This is a genomic window from Pseudomonas sp. LAIL14HWK12:I10 (genome assembly GCF_900184205.1).
In the GTDB taxonomy this organism is placed as follows: Bacteria; Pseudomonadota; Gammaproteobacteria; order Pseudomonadales; family Pseudomonadaceae; genus Aquipseudomonas; species Aquipseudomonas kermanshahensis.
Map to the genome: position 1 here is coordinate 410,046 of NZ_FXWU01000005.1, position 20,402 is coordinate 430,447.

Genomic DNA, 20,402 nt, shown 5'->3' on the forward strand with positions numbered 1-20,402 from the left:
GGCAATGAGGAAGGCAGCGTGAGCGAGATCCGTATTGGTATATCAGGTTGGCGCTATGGCCCTTGGCGCAAGGATTTCTACCCCAAAGGGCTGCGCCAGGACAGTGAACTCGCGTTCGCCTCGCGGGCAGTCAACAGCATCGAGATCAATGGCTCGTTCTACAGCCTGCAGACGCCCGAACGGTATCGGGGGTGGCGTGAGGAGACGCCGGACGGCTTTGTATTCTCGGTAAAGGCACCGCGCTACATCACCCATGTACGGCGGCTCAAGGACATCGAAGCGCCGGTGGCCAATTTCTTTGCTTCCGGGCCTTTGTTGCTGGGCGACAAGCTGGGCCCGTTTCTGTGGCAGTTCCCACCCAACATGAAGTTCGACGAAGCACGCTTTGCGCGGTTTCTGGCGCTGCTGCCGCGTAACCGAAAAGCGGCGCGCGAATGCGCACAAGGGTGTGACGAGCGGCTCAAGGGCAATGGCGGCACTGACATCAAAGGCAACGCACGCTTGCGCCACGCCGTGGAAATCCGCCACGAGAGCTTTCTTTGCGAAGCCTTCGTGAAGCTGTTGCGCAAACACCGTGTGGCGCTGGTCGTGGCCGACAGTGCAGGGAAATGGCCCTATGTCGAAGATGTCACGGCCGATTTCGTCTACATGCGCCTGCACGGTGATGTGGAGCTCTACAGCAGTGGCTACACGGCGCAGGCCTTGCGCCGCTGGAAACAGCGCATTCTGCGCTGGAGCCAAGGCAGCCAGGCCGACGACGCACACACCGTGCTACCCGGCGCACCGCCCAAGCGGGCCACGCGTGATATCTACTGCTACTTCGACAACGACCAGAAGGTCCATGCGCCCTACGATGCCCGGCGCCTTCTGGAGAAGTTGAAGCTGGACTATGACCTGCTCACCGAACCCGGTGTCGAGCCGGAGGTTGAGCTGTGAACAAGACCTTGCCCACACCGCGCTGCATTATCGACAACGTCACCACGGTGCAAAGGCTGACCGTGCTGACCCTCAACGTGCACAAGGGCTTCACCGCCTTCAACCGGCGTTTCATCCTGCCTGAGCTGCGCGATGCTGTGCGCGCCACCGGCGCCGACCTGGTGTTTCTTCAGGAGGTGCACGGCAGCCACCAGCAGCATGCCGAGCGCCACGCAGCCTGGCCGGAAACGCCGCAGTACGAGTTTCTGGCCGACAGCATGTGGCCGCAGTTCGCCTATGGCCGTAACGCTGTGTACCCCCATGGCGACCACGGCAATGCCTTGCTGTCGAAATTCCCCATCAGCCAGTTCGACAACCGGGATGTTTCCATCGACGGCAATGAGCAGCGTGGCCTGCTCCATTGCCGCCTGGAGGTGCCTGGGCATAAAGAGGTGCATGCAGTGTGCGTGCACCTGGGCCTGCGGGAATCACACCGCCAGCGCCAGGTGCGCCTGTTGCTGGAGCTGCTCGACAGCTTGCCGCCCGATGCGCCGGTGATCATTGCCGGCGATTTCAATGACTGGCGCCTGAAAGCGGATGTGGCGCTGTCCGAACACCTGGTCGAAGCCTTTGGCGAGCGTTTCGGCACCCCGGCGCGCAGTTTTCCGGCGCGCTTGCCGCTGCTGCGGCTTGACCGCATCTACCTGCGCAATGCCATGCCGAGCAAGGCGCAGGTGCTGTCGAAATACCCATGGTCGCACCTTTCCGACCATGCCCCCCTCACTGCGGAGATCAGCCTATGAACCGACCTTGGCTAGAGGGCAACAGCGTGCAGCTGTTGATCAATGGCGAACAGTATTACCCACGCGTGTTTGAAGCGATGGCCCAGGCGCGGGAGGAAATCCTGCTGGAGACGTTCATCATCTTCGATGACAAGGTCGGCCAGCAGTTGCAGCAGGTGTTGATAGACGCCGCGCAGCGCGGCGTGCGCGTCGAAGTGGCGGTCGATGGTTACGGCACTGCCGACCTGCCCGACACCTTCATCTCGGCCATGACCGAAGCCGGCGTCAACTTTCATGCCTTCGACCCACAGCCCAGGCTGGTGGGCATGCGCACCAACCTGTTCCGCCGCCTGCACCGCAAGATCGTGGTCATCGATGGGCAGCGCGCGTTCATCGGCGGTATCAACTACAGTGCCGATCACCTGGGCGACTACGGCCCCATGGCCAAACAGGACTATGCCGTGGAGGTTACCGGCCCGGTGGTTGCGCAAGTGCATGCCACCAGCCGTCGCCTGATGTCCCCCGTGCTGCAGCCACCCAGTGAGGTGCGGCCTGTCACCGAGCCCACCGGGGCTATCACTGCCCTGCTGGTCGAGCGCGACAATGGCCAGCGCAGAACGGCCATCGAAGCCCAGTACCTGCAAGCCTTCCGCGCTGCCCGGCAGCGTATCGTGGTGGCCAATGCCTATTTCTTTCCGGGTTACCGGTTGCTGCGGGAGCTGCGCAATGCGGCGCGGCGTGGGGTGGACGTGACCTTGATCTTGCAAGGCCAGCCAGACATGCGCTGGGTGCGGGCCTTGTCGCGGCTGCTGTACAACTACCTGCTGCGTGACGGTGTGCACATTCATGAATACTGCCGCCGGCCTTTGCATGGCAAGGTCGCGCTGGTCGATGACCAGTGGGCCACTGTCGGCTCGAGCAATCTCGACCCCTTGAGCCTGTCGTTGAACCTTGAAGCCAACCTGTTCATCCGCGATCACGGCTTCAACCAACAATTGCATCAGCACCTGCAGTCGCTGGCCAGCGAACAGTGCAAGGCCGTCACCCTGGAGCGCATGGTCCGCGGTTACTGGTGGCGGGCGCCGCTGATTTTCCTGTGCTTCCACGCCATACGTCACTTTCCGCGCATTGCCGGCTGGTTCCCGGCGCACCGCCAGCGCCTGCGCTCGGTGCAGCCGGAGGTGGAAGCCCACGGCGATATGCATGAGGGCCAGACGTGATGGCCCGTAAACGTTGGCAAATCTGGGCCAAGCGCCTGTTCACCTTGCTCTTCCTTTTGTTGATTCCAGCCTTGCTGTTCATGCTGGCGCGCAACCTGGACTGGAACGAGGTGCGCCAGTCGCTGCTGGCCTACAAGCCTGGCACTTTAGCGATCGGGTTGGCGGTTGCGCTGTTCAGCTACCTGACGTTTGCCAGCTACGACCTGCTGGCGCGTGCCTATACAGGCCACAACCTGCCTGCCAGGCAGGTGTTGCCTGTGGCTTTCGTCTGTTATGCCTTCAACCTCAACTTCACCACCTGGGTGGGCGGCGTCGCGTTGCGTTATCGGCTGTACGGCCGGCTAGGTCTGGATACCGCGACCATCACCCGCATCCTGACCCTTGGCTTACTCACCAACTGGATGGGCTACATGCTGTTGGCGGGTACGGTATTCGCCCTGCGCCTGGTAGACCTGCCGGACAGCTGGGCAGTCGGGGCAACGGGGTTGCAACTGATCGGTTTTGGCTTGCTGGCAATCGCCATCGGCTACTTGCTGGCCTGCGGCTTTGCGAAAAAACGCACCTGGCAATGGCGTGAGCACGAAGTCACCTTGCCTGGCTGGCGTCTGGCGCTGGCCCAAGTTGCCCTTGGCGCCAGCAACTGGGCGTTGATGGCCCTGCTGATCTTCTGGTTGCTGCCTGGGGAAGCCTTCTACCCGTCGATCCTCGGGATACTGCTGATCAGTTGCGTAGCGGGCGTGGTTGCGCACATCCCGGCCGGGCTTGGGGTGCTTGAAACGGTATTTCTGGCATTGCTGCATGGCCAGATGCAACAGGGCACGCTGGTAGCGGCATTGCTGGGGTATCGCACGCTGTACTACCTGCTTCCGCTGCTGTTGGCAGTGATCACGTACCTGATTCTGGAGAAACGCGCCAAGGCCATGCGCCAGCGTGATAATCCGGCCTAGCGCTCTACAGGGCCTCGGCGCGGGGAATTGGGGCTGCTGCGCAGCCCATCGCCGGCAAGCCAGCTCCTACACGGAATCTCGCTCTCCTGTAGGAGCTGGCTTGCCTGCGATGGGCCGCGCAGCGGCCCCCTTGGCCCTAACAAACGGCCAGCGTGGTACAGCGAGCGCTTAGGACTTATCCTCCTCATCAACCACATCATCGGTCCACGGCTCACCGTCCAATGGCGCCGAACGCGCCAGTTCAGCCTCATCCAACCCAAAGCCGCCGCCAATCTCATTAGCATTGACCTGCCGCAACGACTGGTCTGCCGGCCCTTCGCCGTCACCCTCTTCAAACGGGTCGCGAGCACCGGTCTCGTCCAGCAAGGTATCCGGGCTCATGTCGTCATAAGTGACGTTGTCTTCGTGCAGGCTGTCGCTCAACGCTTCGCCACCCGTCATGCCGCTTTCGGCGACGCGCTGTGGCGGAAACTCCTGCTCATCTTCACGCGCAGGTCGTTCGTCGCCCACCCGCCCTTCGCGTTCGTCGTGACGGTCACTGAAGTCCAGCTCATGGACACTGCCCATGCGGTCTTCGGTGTCGTCGATTTCGGTAGGTGTGTAAGGCTTGGGTTCATCGGGGCGAGACATGTGCGTTCTCCGTCAGTGGGCTATACACGGTCGACTGCGCCTACCACGGGAAAATTCAGAGTTTTTACGCCGGGGGCTGGGCCGCTTGTTGCGCACGGTGCAGTTCGTTGGTCAGGTGCAGCCGCATCGCTGCCCGGGCGGCATCGGCGTCCTGGTGCGCGAGTGCAGCATAAATCTGCTCGCGCTCACGCACCTGTTGTGCGCGTTGCTGTTGGGTAACGTTGCTCTGCGCGCCACGCATCAGGGTATCGGCCAGGTGGCGCATGGCATCGATAAAGAAGCTGTTGCCGGTGCACAGGGCAATTTGCAGGTGAAACTCGAATACGATGCGCGTGCTGTCCTGGTGCAACGGCCCCACAGCATTGGCTTCGCCCAGGGCGTCGGCAATGGCCTGCAACTGGCTTGACGTAGCACGCTGCGCAGCAAGCGCAGCACACTCCACCTCCAGGCTCAAGCGCAATTCGATGAGCGCCACCGCATCGAGGGCGCTGCCCTTCTCGTGCTGGCTGTCCTGAAAGTCGCCTGGCCGGGTGGTGTCGACCACGAACGTGCCGATGCCTCGGCGGGTTTCGACCAGGCCCTCTGCCTGCAGCCGCGACATCGCTTCGCGAACCACGGTACGGCTGACCTTGCGCGCCTCGGTAAAGGCTTGTTCGGTCGGCAACTTGGTGCCCGCCGGTAGCTCGCCGGCCAGAATGCTACGTGACAGTTCAAGCACCAGTTGCTGGGCCAGGCTGACACGTCGTTCAGGGTTGACACGCTCCATCAGAGGATCCATTCAAAAACCAGACGATGAACGATTGTAACCGCAGTTTTACGTCAAAACGCACTATAATGCCCGCTGATCTCACAAGAGCACGATGATGTCTGACCTCACGGCTATTGCCCGAATCAAACCTCGCCGCCTGGCCGAATCGTTGGTCGAACGCTTTGCCCAACGCATGCGTGACGGCACCCTCAAACGCGGCGACAAACTGCCCACCGAAACGCAGATCATGGCCGCCGAAAGCGTCAGTCGCTCGGTAGTGCGTGATGCCTTGTCGCGTATGCAGGCGGCAGGCCTGGTCGAGACCCAGCATGGCGTCGGCACCTTCGTCCTCGACATGCCGGCACCCGAAGGCTTCAACGTCGGGCCCGCCACCATTGTGCTGTTATCCGACGTCCTCGACCTGCTGGAGTTCCGCCTAAGCCTGGAAGTCCAGGCTGCAGGCATGGCCGCCGAACGGGCCACGCCACAGGCCATCGACGAGCTGGAGCAAGCGTTGCAGGCGTTGCTGCAAGGCCCGGAAAAGTCGGGCAGTACCACCAACGCCGACTTCCAGTTCCACCTGAAGATCGCCAAAGCGGCCGGCAACCCCTACCTCATCGACATCATGAAACACCTGGGCACCAAGCTGATCCCACGCACCCGGATGAACTCCGCCTATACCGGGCAGAGCAACCGCAGCACCTACCTGGCGGGGATCAACGCCGAACACCAGCAAATCTTCGACGCCATCGTCAGCAAGCAGGTCGATGCGGCGCGTGCGGCCATGTTCCTGCATTTGAGCAATAGCCGCATGCGCCTGCGCGAGGCGCAGAAACACCAGGCGGTCTACAGCGAGTGAGCCGCTTCAGGCGCCGGTTGCACATCCTCGAAGACCAACCCGTCGCTGGCACTGACCTGCCACGGGTTGGCACTGCCGGTTTCGCTGAAGTGGACCGTGTCGAACCGTGAGCCCTTCAAGCCATCGATCTTGGCCTTGGCCGGCCCGCTGAAACGCACGCGCTCGAAGGACAGGCCTTGGTGATAAGCGCCGTGCAGGCTGTCGCCCTTGACCTCGATCGCCGCCAGTTGGGCATTCTCGACCGTGACATTGCTAACCCGCACATCGCGGAACTGGCCGGCGATGGTCGACTTCTTGTAGTCCAGCTTGGCGTTCGGGTCGTTGTAGTCGAGGGTGAAGATGAACGCCTGCTTGACCGTATTGCGCATCGCCGAATCGCGGAACACCACGTTACGCGCGCCACCGCCCATGAAGTTGGTGCTCTTCATGCGTAAGCCGGTATCGGTGCCGTCAGAAACGTTATCTTCGGCCAGGATGTTCTGGATCCACGCCCCCGTGTGGCTGCCGGCCACGACCATGCCGTGGCCCTTGCGGAAGTAGTTGTTGAAGATCCACGCGTCTTCTTGGGGCTTTTGCTTGACCGCATCGGCGCCGGTGCCGGCTGCGAAGTTGACGCAGTCATCGCCGGTGTCGAAGAAGTTGTTGAACACCAATGCGCCGCGGCTGTTGGCGAATTCGATGCCATCGCCGTTGTTGGCGTCGTAGGTCTTGTGCGTGGTGTTGGCCAGCACCACGTTCTCGGTCTCCAGGTTCATGATGCCGTGATAAGCCGGGTTGAGCACCGTGAAGCCGCCGTAGAACACGTTCTTGACGTTGCGCAAGGTAACCAGCGACGAGCGCATTTGGCCATAGGCGTCCTTGACGTTCATGCCTTCGGCCACGGCGCGAGCGACCTGGGCCTTGGCCAGCACGCCGTCCTGCAGGTAGCGGGTGTTGTCGCTCGGCAGGTAGAACGGCAGCGGTTGGCCACGTTCATCAACGATGTCGGCGTTGCGCTTCCAGCCATTGCCATCAATGACCCCCTTGCCGACGATGCGTATGTTCTCGAATGCTTGGTGCGCACGCGGGTCACGCGGCAAGGCGTTAATCAGCGAGGCCGGGCGTACGGTGGTGGAGTACGGGTACTGGATATAGCCATCGCGGGGGTAGTCTTCGGCGCGCTCGGACCCGAGCAGGGTCGCGCCCTCGGCGATTTCCAGGGTCATGTTGCTTTTGAGGTACAGCGCGCCGCTTTTGTAGGTACCTGCTGGCAGCAGCACTTTGCAGCCGACGGTACAGGCGTCGATGGCCTTCTGGATGGCGGCGGTATCGAGGGTCTGGCCGTCGCCCTTGGCGCCATAGTGGCGCACGTCGAACAGTGCCGGCACGGCGGTCGTACGTTGGACGATTACCGGGCTGTCGGCCGATTCCTTGCCGGCGTGGTCCACCGAACGCACGGTGAAGCGGTATTCAGTGTCGGGGGCTAGGCCAACTGCGGTGTAGCTGTGGATGGCGATACGGTGGTGGAAATTGCGCGTGTCCTGCTCGTAGAAGCGGTCGATATAGGGTTTGGCCGGGGACACGTGCCCGTTGTTGGCGTTGCTGCCACCGAGCAGCTTGCCATTGGCGTAGACGTGGTAATCGGCGATGTCGGCAGGGTCGGCGGGTTTCTCCCAGACCAGGATTATCTGCTGGTCGTCGTAGGCCAGCGTCGGGACCAGGACTTTGCTCGGCGCTTCGAGTGCCCAAAGGGGTGAACTGAAGCCGAGTGCCAGGACAGTCAGCAGTGATTGGGTGGTCGCGGTGTTTGCATGCGGCATGGGGTTATCTTCCTTGTTATAGCGCTATGCACAGTCGTTGTAGGAGCAGCCTTGTGCTGCGAAGAGGCCATCCCAGCCAAAGAAAAACGGTGGGTAATACAGGCCTCTTCGCAGCGCAAGGCTGCTCCTACACAAAGCGTGTGTCAGCTGACGTTACGTACTGATTCAGCACTGAAATCGCGGCTGGCCTGCACCAGCATGCGGGTGTAGTCGTGGCTGGCCAGGTCCTGGCTCAAGGCTTGGCTGTCCAGGCGCTCGACAATCCGCCCCTGTTGCATCACCGCGACCTTGTCGCACAAATGGCTGACCACACCCAGGTCGTGGGTCACCATCAGGTAGGTGAGTTTCTCGCGCTGACGCAGGTCCGCCAGCAGGTTGAGAATCTCTGCCTGCACCGACACATCGAGCGCCGACGTCGGCTCGTCCAGCAGCAACACCCGGGGTTCGAGAATCAGCGCCCGGGCGATCGCCACGCGCTGACGTTGCCCGCCTGACAGCTGGTGCGGGTAGCGGTAACGGAAGCTGTCGTTCAAGCCGACCTTGACCAGGATGTCGTTGATGCGGTCATCGCGCTCGCCCAGGCCATGAATGGTCAATGGCTCGCGCAACGCGGTGTCGATGGTGTGCCGCGGGTGCAGCGAACCGTAAGGGTCTTGGAACACCATCTGGACCTTGCGAAAGTGCTCCTTGGGCAGTTTGTGCTGCAGCGGGACGCCGGCAATGCTCAGCGCCCCGCTCCAGTGCCGGTACTGCCCGGCCAGGCAGCGCAAGACCGTGGTCTTGCCCGAACCCGACTCGCCCACCAGGCCGAACGACTCGCCGTCTTCGACCGTCAGGTCGACATCGTGCAGCACCTGGTTGCAGGCGGCGCCCACACCAAAACTCAGGTTCAGCGATTGTGCTTGGATCATGCTCATGTCAGTTCCCTCAGCAGGTGAGCCACAGCGGGTCGCGTTGCAGGACCGGCAGGCGTGGGCGGCGGTTGTCCATGCTCGGCAGGGCCGCCAGCAGGCCACGGGTATAGGGGTGTTCGGCATATTGCAGGTCGCAGGCGGCCAGCGACTCGACCACCCGCCCGGCGTACATCACCAGCACTCGGTCGCAGTAATTGCGAACCAGGTTGAGGTCGTGGCTGACGAAAATCAGCCCCATCTGCTGGTCCACCACCAGTTCTTCGAGCACATTGAGCACCTGCTGGCGTACCGACACATCCAGCGCCGAGGTCGGTTCATCCGCGATGATCACCTCCGGGTTGGTGATGACCATCATGGCGATCATGATGCGCTGGCCCATGCCGCCGCTGACTTCATGCGGGTACAGGTTGTAGACCCGCTTGGGGTCACGGATATGAACCTTTTCCAGCATCAGCAAGACCCGCTCGCGGGCCTCGCTGCGGCTGGCCTTGTGGTGCGCCAGGTAGGCTTCGGCAATCTGATCGCCCACCTTGACCACCGGGTTGAGCGAGTACTTGGGGTCTTGCATGATCATCGAAATGCGCTGGCCGCGAATCTTCTGCATGGCCTTTTCGCTGGCACTGAGCAAGTCGACATCGCCGAACTGCAGGGCCTTGGCAGTGATCTGCGTGCTATTGGGGTGCAGCTTGAGCAAGCTGCGCCCGACGGTGGACTTGCCCGAACCGGACTCGCCGACAATGGCGAGCTTCTCGCGGCCCAAGGTGAACGACACATCGCGTACCGCGTGCATTTCTTTCTTGCCATTGACGAAGCGCACATTGAGCGAATCGACAGTGAGTTTGAGCGTCGACATAAAGCCTCCAGTTACTCGCTACGCGGGTCGAGAATGTCCCGCAGGCCATCGCCCAACAGGTTGAACGCCAGGCTCACCAGCATGATCGCAGCCCCCGGTACGGCCACCAGCCACCAGCATTCGAGCATGTAGCGTCGGCCGGTGGAGATCATCGCGCCCCACTCCGGCAACGGCGCCTGCGCGCCCAGGCCAAGAAAGCCCAATGCAGCCGCGGTGAGGATGATGCCGGCCATGTTCATGGTCAGGCGGATGATCACCGACGACAGGCACATCGGCACGATGTGGCGCAGGATGATCCGCGTCGACGACGCGCCCTGCAGCTCGACCGCAACGACGAAGTCAGCCTTGCGCAGCGACAGCGTTTCGGCCCGCGCCAGGCGAGCGATCGGCGGCCATGAGGTCAGCGCGATGGCGACCACGGCATGCTCCAGACCAGGGCCGAGCGCAGCAATGAACGCCAGCGCCAGCACCAGGCTTGGGAACGAGATGAAAATATCGGTGATGCGCATGAACACGGTGTCGACGACGCCACCGAAATACCCCGACACCGTGCCGATGAACAACCCGATCGGGCCGACGATCACGGTCACCAGGGTAATGATGTACAGGGTGATGCGTGAGCCGTACACCAGCCGGCTGAAGATGTCGCGGCCGTACTCGTCGGTGCCGAACCAGTGCGCGGCACCGGGTGCCTGCAGGGCGTTGGCGAGGTTCTGCACGACCGGGTCATGGGTGGCGATCCACGGCGCGAAGGCGGCGACCACCACCAGCAGCAAGGCCACCAGCAGGCCAGCCAGGGTCATCGGGTTGCGCAGCAGGTGGCGCAGCACCCGCAGGCTGCTTTTGTACAGCGCATCGACACTGGACGCAGGTGTGTTGTCGGCCTGCGGCTTGTCGCTTGAAACGGTAGAAGACAGGTTGGCAATCATCGGCATGTTCTCGATGTGAAATCATGGCCACCTGGGGCGCCCGCAGACGCCCTCGGCAGTGTTCAGCGTTGCTTGTAGACGCCCAGGTAACGGGTCGCCTCGGCGTCATCGCCGGTGAAGCCCTTGACGTCCACTGCACTGACGGCGGTGTCGGTCATCTGCGAGATCATCATGATCGGGCCGACCTGTTGGTCGTAACGCTGCTGTGCCTGGTGGTACAGGTTCAGGCGCTTGCCGGCGTCACGCTCGACCCCAGCCTGGTCGATCAGCGCATTCAGCTGTTGGTCGAAGAACGACGCGCGCCAGCCCTGGAAGTTGGGCAGCCCGGCGGCATCACTGTTGTCGGGGTTGTAGACGAAGGTGCGCAGGCTGAAGTACGGGTGCGGGTAGCGTTCGGCCCCACGGGCCACGATCATTTCGAAGTTGCGCGCACGCATGGCGCCGTACACCTGGTTGCCGGTGCCGGTGACGATGCTGGCCTTGATGCCGCCTTCGGCCAGGGTCGATTGCATGCGCGCGGCAATGTCGATAAAGGGCGGTTCGGACAGCGTCCTTAGGGTGGTGCTGAAGCCTTGCGGGTAGCCGGCTTCGCTCAGCAACGCCTTGGCTTTGGCCACGTCGAGCCGGTAGCCAGGGTCTGGCAGGCGCGCGTCCAGGCCCAGTTGCATCGGCTGCTGGTTGAGCATGCCGTAATGCGGCATGACCTGTTCGTCGATGCCTTTGTAGTCGATCAGGTAACGTACGGCTTCGCGCACCTTCGGGTTGGCGAACTCGGGCTGCTTCATGCTCATCGCCACGTAGTACATGGTGCCGCGCTGCAGGGGCTGCACCTGCAACTGGTCAGAGCGCTCGACGGCTTTGATATCCGGTGCGGCCATGCCGTAGGCGAGGTCCAGGTCGCCGCGTTCGAGCATCAGGCGCAGCGATTGCGACTCGGTCATGTGCCGCACCAGCACCCGCTTCATTTTCGCCGGGCCAGCCCAGTAGCCGTCGAAACGGTTCATCACCAACGCATCGTTGGCACTCCACTTGGCCAGCGTGAACGGGCCGCTCCCCGCTTCATGGGTGACCAGCCAGGCGGCGCCGAGGTCGCCGTTTTTTTCATGCTTCAGCACTTCTAGGCGGTCGATAATGACCGCACTGGGCGAGGTCGCCAGCGAGTCGATCAGCAGCAGCGGGTCGGTCGGTTGTGGCAAGTCGACCACCAGGGTCTGCGCATCGGTGGCGCGAATCAGCGCCTGGATGTTGTCCACGTTGTAGCCGTAGGCCTTCCAGGTGGTGGCCAGGCCGAAGTTGAGCTTCATCACCCGGTACAGCGACCAGGCCACGTCCTCGGCGGTCAGCGGGTTGCCGGAATGGAATTTGACGTCGTTGCGCAAATGGAAGGTGATCTGCTTGCCGTCTTCGCTGATGTCCCAGCGTTCGGCCAGCTGTGGCAGGTGTTTTTCCGGGTTGCCCTGGTCGCGCTTGACCAAGGTGTCGTACAGGTTGGCGTTGACCCCGGAGGCATCCAGGCCCGGCGCATTGGCCGGGTCGATGGAAAACAGGTTGACCATGCTCATGCCGACGATCAACTGGTCGGCAGGGGTCTTGGCCTGCACGGCGGCCATCGGCGCCAGGGCCAGGATTGCACCCAGCAGGCTCATGTGCAGCGGGGGAAGTGCAGTCTTCATGTGGGCGTCCTTCTTTTTATAGTTATGCAATGTGTTCACGCAGCCCCTGGGGGCTTAGCGGGTCCTTGGGTCGAACACCTTGTACAGGGCATCGCTGATCAGGTTGAGGGCGACGAAGATCAGGCCGATCACCAGCACGCAGCCCATCACCGCGTTCATGTCACCGAGCATCAGGCTGCTGGTGAGGTATTGGCCAAAGCCCGGCCAGGCGAACACCGTCTCGATCAGCACCGCGCCTTCGAGCAGCGAGCCGTAGGCCAGCGCCACCACGGTCAGCAGTTGCACGAGGATGTTGCGAAACGCATGGCCCCACACCACCTGGCGACGCGACAGGCCCTTGACCCGCGCCGTGATGATGTATTCCTGCGACAACTGCTCGAGCATGAAGCTGCGCGTCATGCGGCTGATATAGGCCACCGAGTTCAAGCCCAGGATCAGCCCCGGCAAGATGATGTGGCGCAAGGCACTGCTGAACGCCTCCCAGTCACGCGCCAGGGCGGTGTCGATCAGCAGCAGTCCGGTCACGTCCGGGACCATGCCGTCGTAGGCGAGGTCGATACGCCCTGCCCCGCCCGCCCAGCCGAGCCAGGCGTAGAACACCAGCAGGCCCATCATGCCCACCCAGAAAATCGGCGTGGAGTAACCGAACAACGTGATCACCCGGGCCACATGGTCGCCCAGCTTGCCCTGGTTGCTGGCGGCAACCACACCCAGCGGCAGGCCGATGAGGATGCCGAACAGGATCGCCAGCGTGGCCAGCTCGATGGTCGCCGGGAACACCCGCTTGATGTCCTCCAGCACCGGGTGGCCAGTGAGCAGCGCATTGCCGAAATCACCGTGCAGCAAATCGTTGAGGTACAGCCCGAACTGGGTCCAGATCGGCTTGTCCAGGCCCATCGCCTGGTAGACCTGATCATAGGTGGAGCTGTCGGCGTCCGGCCCGACCACGGCCAGCACCGGGTCCAGCGGCATCACCCGACCAATGAAGAATGTCAGCGCCAACAGGCCGAGCAAGGTCACCAGGACCGTGCTGGCCCGTCGGGCAGTGGCAGACACGCGCGTGCCCAGCACAGAGGCAGTCGAAAGCAACATAACAGGCTCCTGAAAAAGCGTTCAGCAAACACCGAGGCGTTAGGGGCGCGGGCGCCCCCGTCCCGCTCATCGCGACTTGTAGACGTCTTTGTAACGGGTGGTGGCCGCGCTGTGGGCCTGATAGTTCTGCACGTCGTGGTACAGCACCACGGTGTCGGTCATCTGCGACACCGGCAGAATCGCGCCCACCTGGGCGTCCAGGGACGTCTGGATCTGCTGGTACTGGGCCAACTGCCGCGCCTTGTCCGGTTCGACTTCGGCCTGTTCGATGAGGGTGTTCAACTCAGGGCTGTAGAACGACGTGCGCCAGCCCTGGAAGTTGCTCAGCTTGGCTTCATCACGGTTGTCCGGGTTGTACACCAGGGTGCGCAAGCTGGAATGCGGGTGCCGCTCGGCACCGCCGCCGCCGCGGCCTACCAGGATGTCGAAACTGCGTTCGCGCATGGCGCCGTAGATCTGGTTGCCGGTGCCGGTGACGATGGTGGCCTGGATGCCGGCCTGGGCCAGGGTGGCCTGCAGGCTGGAGGCAATGTTGATGAACGGGGGTTCGGTGAGCACGCGGATGGTGGTCTTGAAACCATTGGGGTAACCGGCTTCTGCCAGCAGTTTTTTCGCTTCGGCCACGTTCAGGCTGTAGCCAGGGTCGTCCAGGCGTGCCGGCAGGCCCAGTGGCAGCGGGCGTTGATTGAGCTGGCCGTAATGCGGCATGACGGTCTGGTTGATGCCCTGATAGTCGATCAGCGAACGCACGGCCTTGCGCACGCGGGCGTCGTCGTAGGGTTTTTGTTTGACGCTCAGCGCCACGTAGTAGAGCGTGCCGCGCTGCACGGTCTCGGTGCGCACCTTGTCGGACTTCTCCAGCGCCTCGATGTCCGGGGCGGACATGCCCTTGGCCAGGTCCAGGTCGCCGCGTTCCACCATCAGCCGCAACGACTGCGATTCGGTCATGTTGCGCATGACGATGCGCTTGAGCTTGGCCGGGCCACCCCAATAGCCGTCGAAACGGCTCATCAGGATCACGTCGTTGGCACGCCAGTCATTAAGAATGAACGGGCCGCTGCCAGCGGCATGGGTGGTCAGCCAGGCGGCGCCCATGTCGTCGCCCTTCTGGTGTTGCTGGACGACCTTGCGGTCGAGGATGAACGCGCTGGGCGAGGTCGCCAGGGTGTTCAGCACCAACAGCGGGTCGGTCGGCCGCGGCAGCTCGAGGACAAAGGTGTGTTCATCGCTGGCGCGCATGTATTGGGCGACGTTGCCCGCCGTGAAGCCGTAGGCCTTCCAGGTCGAGGCCAGGGCCAGGTTGAGCTTGAGGATGCGCTGCAGCGACCAGGCGACGTCCTCGGCGCTGAACGCGTTGCCGGACTGGAACTTCACGCCTTCGCGCAGCTTGAAGGTGAGGGTCTTGCGGTCATCGCTGACCTGCCAGCTTTGCGCCAGCGCCGGCACCAGTTGGTCCGGTTGCTGCGCGTCCTGCACCAGCAGCATGTCGTACAGGTTGGCGTTGACCTCGGAAACGTCCAGCCCGGTGGCACCGGCTGGGTCGAGGGACAACAGGTTGATCATGCTCATGCCGACGATCAACTGGTCGGCCGGCGTCTTGGCGAAAGCAGCAGGTACCGAGGTCATTGCCAGCGATGCAGCAAGGACCCCTGCCCAGAATGTGGGGAGAACGCTCATGTGAGATTGCCTTTTTATAGTTATTGGACTCTCGGGCGGCACGCGAGGGCGCGTGCCGCCATGCACGAATCAGAAGCGTTGCAGCGTGTGGGTCTCGACGTAGTCAAAATCGATCTCTTCACCCAGGCCCGGCAGGTCCGACAGGTGCACGAAGCCGTCCTTGTCCATCGGGTCGACCAGGCGCTTGAGGTAGGCCGGTACTTCGTCGTAGTCGAGGAACGGGTGCAGCAGGCCGCGCTCGTACCAGGTGCAGTTCTTGATCGCCCCGACCACGGCCAGGTTGGCTGCGCCGTTGCCGTGGATCTCGCAATCCATGCCAAATGACTCGGCCATGTGCGCCACCTTCAGGCATGGGGCGATGCCACCGACCCCGGCAACCCCGGCACGCAGGATGTCACACACATCGTTCTTGACCCAGCTGGCCCGGCTCAGGTGCTTGCCACCCAGGCTTTCCGGGCCCAGTACCGGGATGTCCAACTGGCTAGACAGCCAGGCATAGGATTCGGCGGAGTCTTCCATCATCGGCTCTTCGAACCAGGCGAAGTCGAGCTTTTCCAGGGCGCGGCCGATGGTCAGGGCGTCGGTGCGGCTGTACCAGTGGTAGCCGTCGATCATCAGGGCGATGTCCGGGCCGACTGCCTCGCGCACCGCGGCGCAGGCCTTGATATCCATGCTCACGCTGGGCGCGAACGACACAGGCGGCATCCAGGTGTGCAGCTTGATCGCTTTATAGCCGCGCTTGACCAGGGTTTCGGCAAAGCGCCCGTATTCCTCAGGGGTCGACAGGCCACCTTCAAGCTCGTCGCCACACATGGTCGAGCCATACGCAGGCACCTTGTCGCGGTAGCCACCAATCAACTTGTGCACCGGCACATTGAGCTTGCGCCCGGCCCAGTCCCACAAGGCCTGCTCGACCAACGCCAGGGCGCGATCGGTCAACTGGCTGGCACTGCCGCGCTGCCAGTGGGCGAGGTCGTGCCAGATCTTCTCGCGGTCGAAGGCGTTTGCGCCGACCAGCACTTTGCGCACGAAACCATCGAGCACGTAGGGGCGGATCAGTTCAGGGGCACCCAGTGCATAGCCTTCGTTACCGCATTCGGTGGTGATGCGCAGCAGCGCCATCTTGGCCTGGGTTACGTCACCGGGGTGGGCATGGCCGGCGCTGTCGACAGCGCGGCGCGTGGGGTAGGAAAAAACCTGGACGTTTACAGCAGTGATGATCATGGACGTCTGAGCCTTCTTATTGGATTTGTGGCGGGTGAGTCACGCTCTGGAGGTCATCCTACGTCATCATACAACTTTTGAAAAGCACCCCTTAAAAACTTTAAAAAATGGCTTCGCCTTCTGATTTTTTACCTCTTTTGGGATACCTATCGCATTCCTATGGTTGCAGTAAAGCCTCTATATCAGGCATTTCAAAGGCGAGCCGAAAGGTCATCCGACAACCACTGAAGAAATCGTAGACAACCGAAATGTTGTACGATAACTTTGGCGCATCTGATCGCGGCGCCCTGCCCCTTACCGCATCCGATCGTGACCACCCGCTTCAAAACGACCTCAACAAAAACAAGAAAAGAAGATCGAATGAACACCACACTCCGCAACCTCATTGCTGTCAGTACACTCGGCCTGTCGTTTTATGCCTGCGCAGACTCGGCCAGCATCAACTACCGCCACGGCTACACCGAAGACGACAGCATCCATTCCGACCGGATCAAGCTGAACTACCGGATGGACACTGGCCTGGGCTTCGCCGCCGAGATCAAGTACAAGACCGCCGGCGACCGCGAGGACGTGGCGTACGACAACATGGTCAACAACGGCCATGAGTTCACCGTGGACTACAACTACAAGCTGAGTCCCAAGTCGACCCTTACCCCCGCGTTCCAGATGGACAGTTCCAAGGACGCCACCACCTACAAGTTCGGTTTGAAGTACAACTACAAGATCAGCGACACCTGGTACGTCGCCACCCGTGTGCGGCACGACGCGCGCAACCTCGACCGCGACCAGATCGACCACTCCAAGGCAGATCGCGCCAAGGACAACCAGAACACCACTCGGCTCGAAGGCTGGCTCGGCTACACCCCGAAAGGGCCGTGGGCCTTCGAGTACCAGTACATTTATTTCGACACCGACTACATCCGCTACGACAACAAGAAGAGCGACTACGAGCAGAACCTGATCGTCAAGTACAAGCTCAACAAGCAGTGGGCGCCGTTCATGGAAGTGGGTGACATCAAGGTCAACGCCTACACCGACGACCGCCAGGCCCGCTGGCGCCTGGGCATCCAGTACAACTTCATGTAATGCCGCGCTGCCGGGTGCCTGCCAGGTGGCCCGGCGTTGTCGCCCAACTACCCCCCAACCACCCCTCACGCCAAGGCGCTCGCCATGACCACACCCTCCTCGCCCACCCTGGGCAAACCGTTCAACCGCCTGCTGCTGACCGGCGCCGCCGGCGGTCTCGGGCAGATCCTGCGCGAAGCCCTGCAGGCGCACGCCAACGTCGTACGGGCTTCCGATATCAGTGCGATGGCGCCCGCAGCGGGCGCCCATGAAGAAGTGATCAGTTGCAACCTTGCGGACAAGGCCGGTGTACTGGCGCTTGCCCAAGGCGTGGATGCCATCGTCCACTTGGGTGGGATTTCCACGGAGCGTGCGTTCGAAGAAATTCTCGACGCCAATATCCGCGGCACTTTTCATATCTATGAAGCCGCACGCAAACACGGGATCCCACGGGTGGTGTTCGCCAGCTCCAACCACGTCACCGGGTTTTATCCGCAAGACGAGCAGGTGGATGCGCAGTCTGTGCGTCGCCCAGACTGCTATTACGGGTTGTCGAAATCGTATGGCGAAGACCTCGCCACCTTCTATTTCCACCGTTACGGCATCGAGACCGTGAGCCTGCGCATCGGCTCGTCATTCCCAGAACCGCGCAACATGCGCATGCTCTCGACCTGGCTGAGCTATGCAGACCTTTCGCACCTGGTAGAACGGGCCTTGCTCGCTGAAAACGTTGGCCACACCGTGGTGTATGGCGTGTCGGCCAACCGCGAGCTGTGGTGGGACAACCGCTACGCGGTGCACCTGGGCTTCAATCCGCAGGACAGCTCGGAGCGCTTTCGCGCAAAACTCGAGCAACAGCCAAAACCTGCCACTGACGATGCCAGCGCGCACCTGCAAGGTGGCGCCTTCACCGTCGCTGGTCCATTCGGCGACTGACCCCGCGCTCTGCCACCCTTTAAAGCCCCTTGCACCCGAGCGGTGCAGCGGGCTCATGCCATCAGAATGCTCACCAGCATCTGCGCAGGCCGGCTCAACTCCACGCCCTTGCGCGTGACCACTTCGTACGGCTCGCTGCGCGACTTGAGCTGCAGCGGCAGGCGCACCAGCATGCCATGGTCCAGTGCGACCTTGGCCACATCCCACGGCATCACAGCGAGCAAGCCCGGGTCCTGCAGCAGCATCGACAAAGTAGTGAAGGTCGATGACGTTTCAATCGGGTATTGCGGAAAGCTCAGGCCCGCTTCGCGGAATTCGCGCTCCAACGTCAGGCGCATGGGCATGTTGACCGGGAATACCACCCAACGTGAACTGGCCAGCTGCGCAAGGCTCAAGGTCTCGCTGCCGGCCAGGGCGTGTGCAGGGTTGGCTACCAGCACCAATTGCTCCTGGTGTTTCGGCACACTGTCGTAGGCGGCGGGCCGCGGGCTGACACTGGTCCGGCAGATCACCACGTCCAGGCGGCCCTGGTCGAGCAGGTTGAGCAGGCGGTCGCTGGTGTCCTCAACTACCGACACCGACAGGTCTGGCTGGCTTTCACGCAAGCGCGCCAACCCCTCCACCAATATCGGCACCGCCCCCATGATCGTGCCGACCGACAAACGCCCCCCATGGCCCTGCAGAATACCCAGCATCTCTTCACGCAGGTGTGCCAGGTCGTTACTGATCAGGCGCGCGTAGCGCAGCACGCAACGGCCCAGGTCATTGGCCTCGAGGCCCTTGCTGGTGCGCTCGAACAGCACCGCGCCCAGGGTCGATTCAATTTCGTTGAGGGCTTTTGTCGCCCCCGGTTGGGTGATCGACATGGCCTCGGCCGCTTTATGAATCGAGCCCAGCTCATCCAGGCTGATCAATAACCGCAACTGGCGCAGGCGAAGGCGCGAGGCCATGGAACTCAGGGGTGGCAGCATAGGGGATCACTTAAAGTTATCACGGGGTCAGCAGGTCTCATTAGGCAGCAACGGCGGGGAAAATTAAAGTGACCTGCATCTTCAACAAGAACAACACAGGAACCCGCATGCGCCTGATCCAATTTGAAACCGCACCCGGCCAACGCCACGTCGGCGTGGTCGAAGGCGACCTGATCCAGGTCGTGCGTGATACCCACTCCATGCGTGAGCTGGCCTTGGCCGCGATCCGCAACCACACCAGCCTGGCCGCAGAAGTGCTCGAACGCGGCCTGGACAGCACGCAACACAGTTACCGCCAGGCCCTGAGCGACTGCCGCGTACTGCCCCCGCTGGACCACGAAGACCCAGCCCATTGCCTGATCAGCGGCACCGGCCTGACCCACCTGGGCAGTGCTGCCACCCGCGACAAGATGCACCAGCAAAAAATCGACGATGCGGCGGCGTTGACCGACACCGCGCGGATCTTCCAGTGGGGCATCGAAGGCGGCCGCCCTGCACCGGGCACCGCGGGCGTACAACCGGAGTGGTTCTACAAGGGCGACGGCTCCATTGTGGTCCGCCCTGGCCAGGCCTTGCAGCGCCCGGCCTTTGCTGAAGATGCCGGTGAAGAACCCGAGCTGGCCGGCCTGTATGTGATCGGAGATGATGGCCAGCCCTACCGCCTCGGTTTTGCCATCGGCAACGAGTTTTCCGACCATGTGATGGAACGACGCAACTACCTGTACCTGGCTCACTCCAAATTGCGCAGTTGCGCCTTTGGCCCTGAACTGCGGGTCGGTGAGCTGCCGCGCCACCTCGATGGCATCAGCCGGATTCGTCGCGGCGACCAGGTGATCTGGGAAAAGGCCTTCCTCAGCGGTGAGGACAACATGTGCCACTCGCTGGACAACCTGGAGTATCACCACTTCAAGTACGCCCAGTTCCTGCGCCCAGGCGATGTGCACGTGCACTTCTTCGGCACGGCGACCTTGTCGTTCGCCGACCAGATCAAGCCCGCCGAGGGCGATGTGTTCGAGATCAGCCTGCCTGATTTCGGCGCCCCCCTGTGCAATGGCATTGCCGGGACGCCTTCGGCCATCTCACCTGGCGAGGTGAAGACGCTCTGAACCGACGGCGGCGCAGGGCCGCGCCGCCGCGGCATTTCATAACAATCACAACAGTGAGATGA

At 62.3% G+C, this 20,402-nt stretch carries 19 protein-coding genes; 8 read left to right on the forward strand and 11 right to left on the reverse strand.

Features of this window, described 5'->3' with window-relative positions; genetic code table 11:
• The first annotated feature begins 18 nt into the window (after nucleotides 1–18).
• Genes QOS90_RS14400 through QOS90_RS14415 form a run of 4 tightly spaced genes read left to right on the forward strand, consistent with a single transcriptional unit; the run spans nucleotide 19 to nucleotide 3,864 of the window.
• Nucleotides 19–936 carry a DUF72 domain-containing protein gene (locus tag QOS90_RS14400; protein ID WP_027593233.1) on the forward strand — a complete coding sequence of 306 codons (918 nt, stop codon included), beginning with the start codon at nucleotides 19–21 and terminating at the stop codon, nucleotides 934–936.
• Nucleotides 933–1,718: an endonuclease/exonuclease/phosphatase family protein gene (locus QOS90_RS14405; protein ID WP_027593232.1), complete on the forward strand. Its 786-nt coding sequence runs from the start codon at nucleotides 933–935 to the stop codon at nucleotides 1,716–1,718. The genes QOS90_RS14400 and QOS90_RS14405 overlap by 4 nt, the downstream gene beginning before the upstream one ends.
• Nucleotides 1,715–2,917 (forward strand): cardiolipin synthase ClsB, encoded by a 1,203-nt coding sequence (gene clsB, locus QOS90_RS14410; RefSeq protein WP_027593231.1) that lies wholly within the window; start codon nucleotides 1,715–1,717, stop codon nucleotides 2,915–2,917. Before QOS90_RS14405 ends, clsB begins: the two co-directional genes overlap by 4 nt.
• A complete protein-coding gene (locus QOS90_RS14415) occupies nucleotides 2,917–3,864 on the forward strand; it encodes a lysylphosphatidylglycerol synthase domain-containing protein (protein WP_027593230.1) in 948 nt (315 codons plus the stop codon). Before clsB ends, QOS90_RS14415 begins: the two co-directional genes overlap by 1 nt.
• Nucleotides 3,865–4,032: 168 nt before the next feature.
• On the opposite strand, the gene QOS90_RS14420 is transcribed toward QOS90_RS14415, so the two are convergent.
• Both QOS90_RS14420 and QOS90_RS14425 read right to left on the reverse strand, forming a co-directional pair.
• On the reverse strand, nucleotides 4,033–4,494 hold the full coding sequence (locus tag QOS90_RS14420) for a hypothetical protein (protein WP_027593229.1): 462 nt from the start codon (nucleotides 4,492–4,494) through the stop codon (nucleotides 4,033–4,035).
• Nucleotides 4,495–4,558: 64 nt separating this feature from the next.
• Nucleotides 4,559–5,260, reverse strand: coding sequence for a FadR/GntR family transcriptional regulator (locus QOS90_RS14425; RefSeq protein ID WP_085272843.1), 702 nt, complete (start codon nucleotides 5,258–5,260; stop codon nucleotides 4,559–4,561).
• A 97-nt stretch (nucleotides 5,261–5,357) separates the two neighbouring features.
• On the opposite strand from QOS90_RS14425, the gene QOS90_RS14430 reads away from it, so the two are divergent.
• Nucleotides 5,358–6,101 carry a FadR/GntR family transcriptional regulator gene (locus QOS90_RS14430; RefSeq protein ID WP_027593227.1) on the forward strand — a complete coding sequence of 248 codons (744 nt, stop codon included), beginning with the start codon at nucleotides 5,358–5,360 and terminating at the stop codon, nucleotides 6,099–6,101.
• On the opposite strand, the gene QOS90_RS14435 is transcribed toward QOS90_RS14430, so the two are convergent.
• The 8 genes from QOS90_RS14435 to QOS90_RS14470 all read right to left on the reverse strand — a co-directional run bounded on the left by QOS90_RS14435 (nucleotide 6,089) and on the right by QOS90_RS14470 (nucleotide 16,262).
• Nucleotides 6,089–7,900, reverse strand: coding sequence for a glycosyl hydrolase family 28 protein (locus QOS90_RS14435; protein ID WP_085272842.1), 1,812 nt, complete (start codon nucleotides 7,898–7,900; stop codon nucleotides 6,089–6,091). The genes QOS90_RS14430 and QOS90_RS14435 overlap by 13 nt on opposite strands.
• Before the next feature lie 143 nt (nucleotides 7,901–8,043).
• On the reverse strand, nucleotides 8,044–8,817 hold the full coding sequence (locus QOS90_RS14440) for an ABC transporter ATP-binding protein (protein ID WP_027593225.1): 774 nt from the start codon (nucleotides 8,815–8,817) through the stop codon (nucleotides 8,044–8,046).
• A 10-nt stretch (nucleotides 8,818–8,827) separates the two neighbouring features.
• Complete coding sequence (locus QOS90_RS14445; RefSeq protein WP_027593224.1) at nucleotides 8,828–9,667, reverse strand: ABC transporter ATP-binding protein; 840 nt, start codon at nucleotides 9,665–9,667, stop codon at nucleotides 8,828–8,830.
• Between the two features lie 11 nt (nucleotides 9,668–9,678).
• Nucleotides 9,679–10,596 carry an ABC transporter permease gene (locus tag QOS90_RS14450; RefSeq protein WP_033694009.1) on the reverse strand — a complete coding sequence of 306 codons (918 nt, stop codon included), beginning with the start codon at nucleotides 10,594–10,596 and terminating at the stop codon, nucleotides 9,679–9,681.
• Between the two features lie 62 nt (nucleotides 10,597–10,658).
• Nucleotides 10,659–12,269 carry an ABC transporter substrate-binding protein gene (locus QOS90_RS14455; RefSeq protein WP_085272841.1) on the reverse strand — a complete coding sequence of 537 codons (1,611 nt, stop codon included), beginning with the start codon at nucleotides 12,267–12,269 and terminating at the stop codon, nucleotides 10,659–10,661.
• A gap of 54 nt (nucleotides 12,270–12,323) precedes the next feature.
• Complete coding sequence (locus tag QOS90_RS14460; RefSeq protein WP_027593221.1) at nucleotides 12,324–13,361, reverse strand: ABC transporter permease; 1,038 nt, start codon at nucleotides 13,359–13,361, stop codon at nucleotides 12,324–12,326.
• Between the two features lie 66 nt (nucleotides 13,362–13,427).
• A complete protein-coding gene (locus QOS90_RS14465; protein ID WP_027593220.1) occupies nucleotides 13,428–15,038 on the reverse strand; it encodes an ABC transporter substrate-binding protein in 1,611 nt (536 codons plus the stop codon).
• 69 nt (nucleotides 15,039–15,107) lie between these two features.
• The gene (locus tag QOS90_RS14470; RefSeq protein ID WP_085272840.1) at nucleotides 15,108–16,262 is read right to left on the reverse strand and encodes a mandelate racemase family protein; all 1,155 of its coding nucleotides are present in this window, start codon (nucleotides 16,260–16,262) and stop codon (nucleotides 15,108–15,110) included.
• Between the two features lie 360 nt (nucleotides 16,263–16,622).
• On the opposite strand from QOS90_RS14470, the gene QOS90_RS14475 reads away from it, so the two are divergent.
• Nucleotides 16,623–17,348 (forward strand): oligogalacturonate-specific porin KdgM family protein, encoded by a 726-nt coding sequence (locus tag QOS90_RS14475; protein WP_027593218.1) that lies wholly within the window; start codon nucleotides 16,623–16,625, stop codon nucleotides 17,346–17,348.
• A gap of 84 nt (nucleotides 17,349–17,432) precedes the next feature.
• Nucleotides 17,433–18,263 (forward strand): NAD-dependent epimerase/dehydratase family protein, encoded by an 831-nt coding sequence (locus tag QOS90_RS14480; RefSeq protein ID WP_085272839.1) that lies wholly within the window; start codon nucleotides 17,433–17,435, stop codon nucleotides 18,261–18,263.
• A gap of 53 nt (nucleotides 18,264–18,316) precedes the next feature.
• On the opposite strand, the gene QOS90_RS14485 is transcribed toward QOS90_RS14480, so the two are convergent.
• The gene (locus QOS90_RS14485; protein WP_027593216.1) at nucleotides 18,317–19,234 is read right to left on the reverse strand and encodes a LysR family transcriptional regulator; all 918 of its coding nucleotides are present in this window, start codon (nucleotides 19,232–19,234) and stop codon (nucleotides 18,317–18,319) included.
• A gap of 107 nt (nucleotides 19,235–19,341) precedes the next feature.
• Between QOS90_RS14485 and araD1 the strand changes: the two genes are divergently transcribed.
• Entirely contained in the window at nucleotides 19,342–20,340 is a 999-nt protein-coding gene (araD1, locus tag QOS90_RS14490) for an AraD1 family protein (RefSeq protein WP_085272838.1), read from the forward strand.
• The last annotated feature ends 62 nt before the right edge of the window (nucleotides 20,341–20,402 follow it).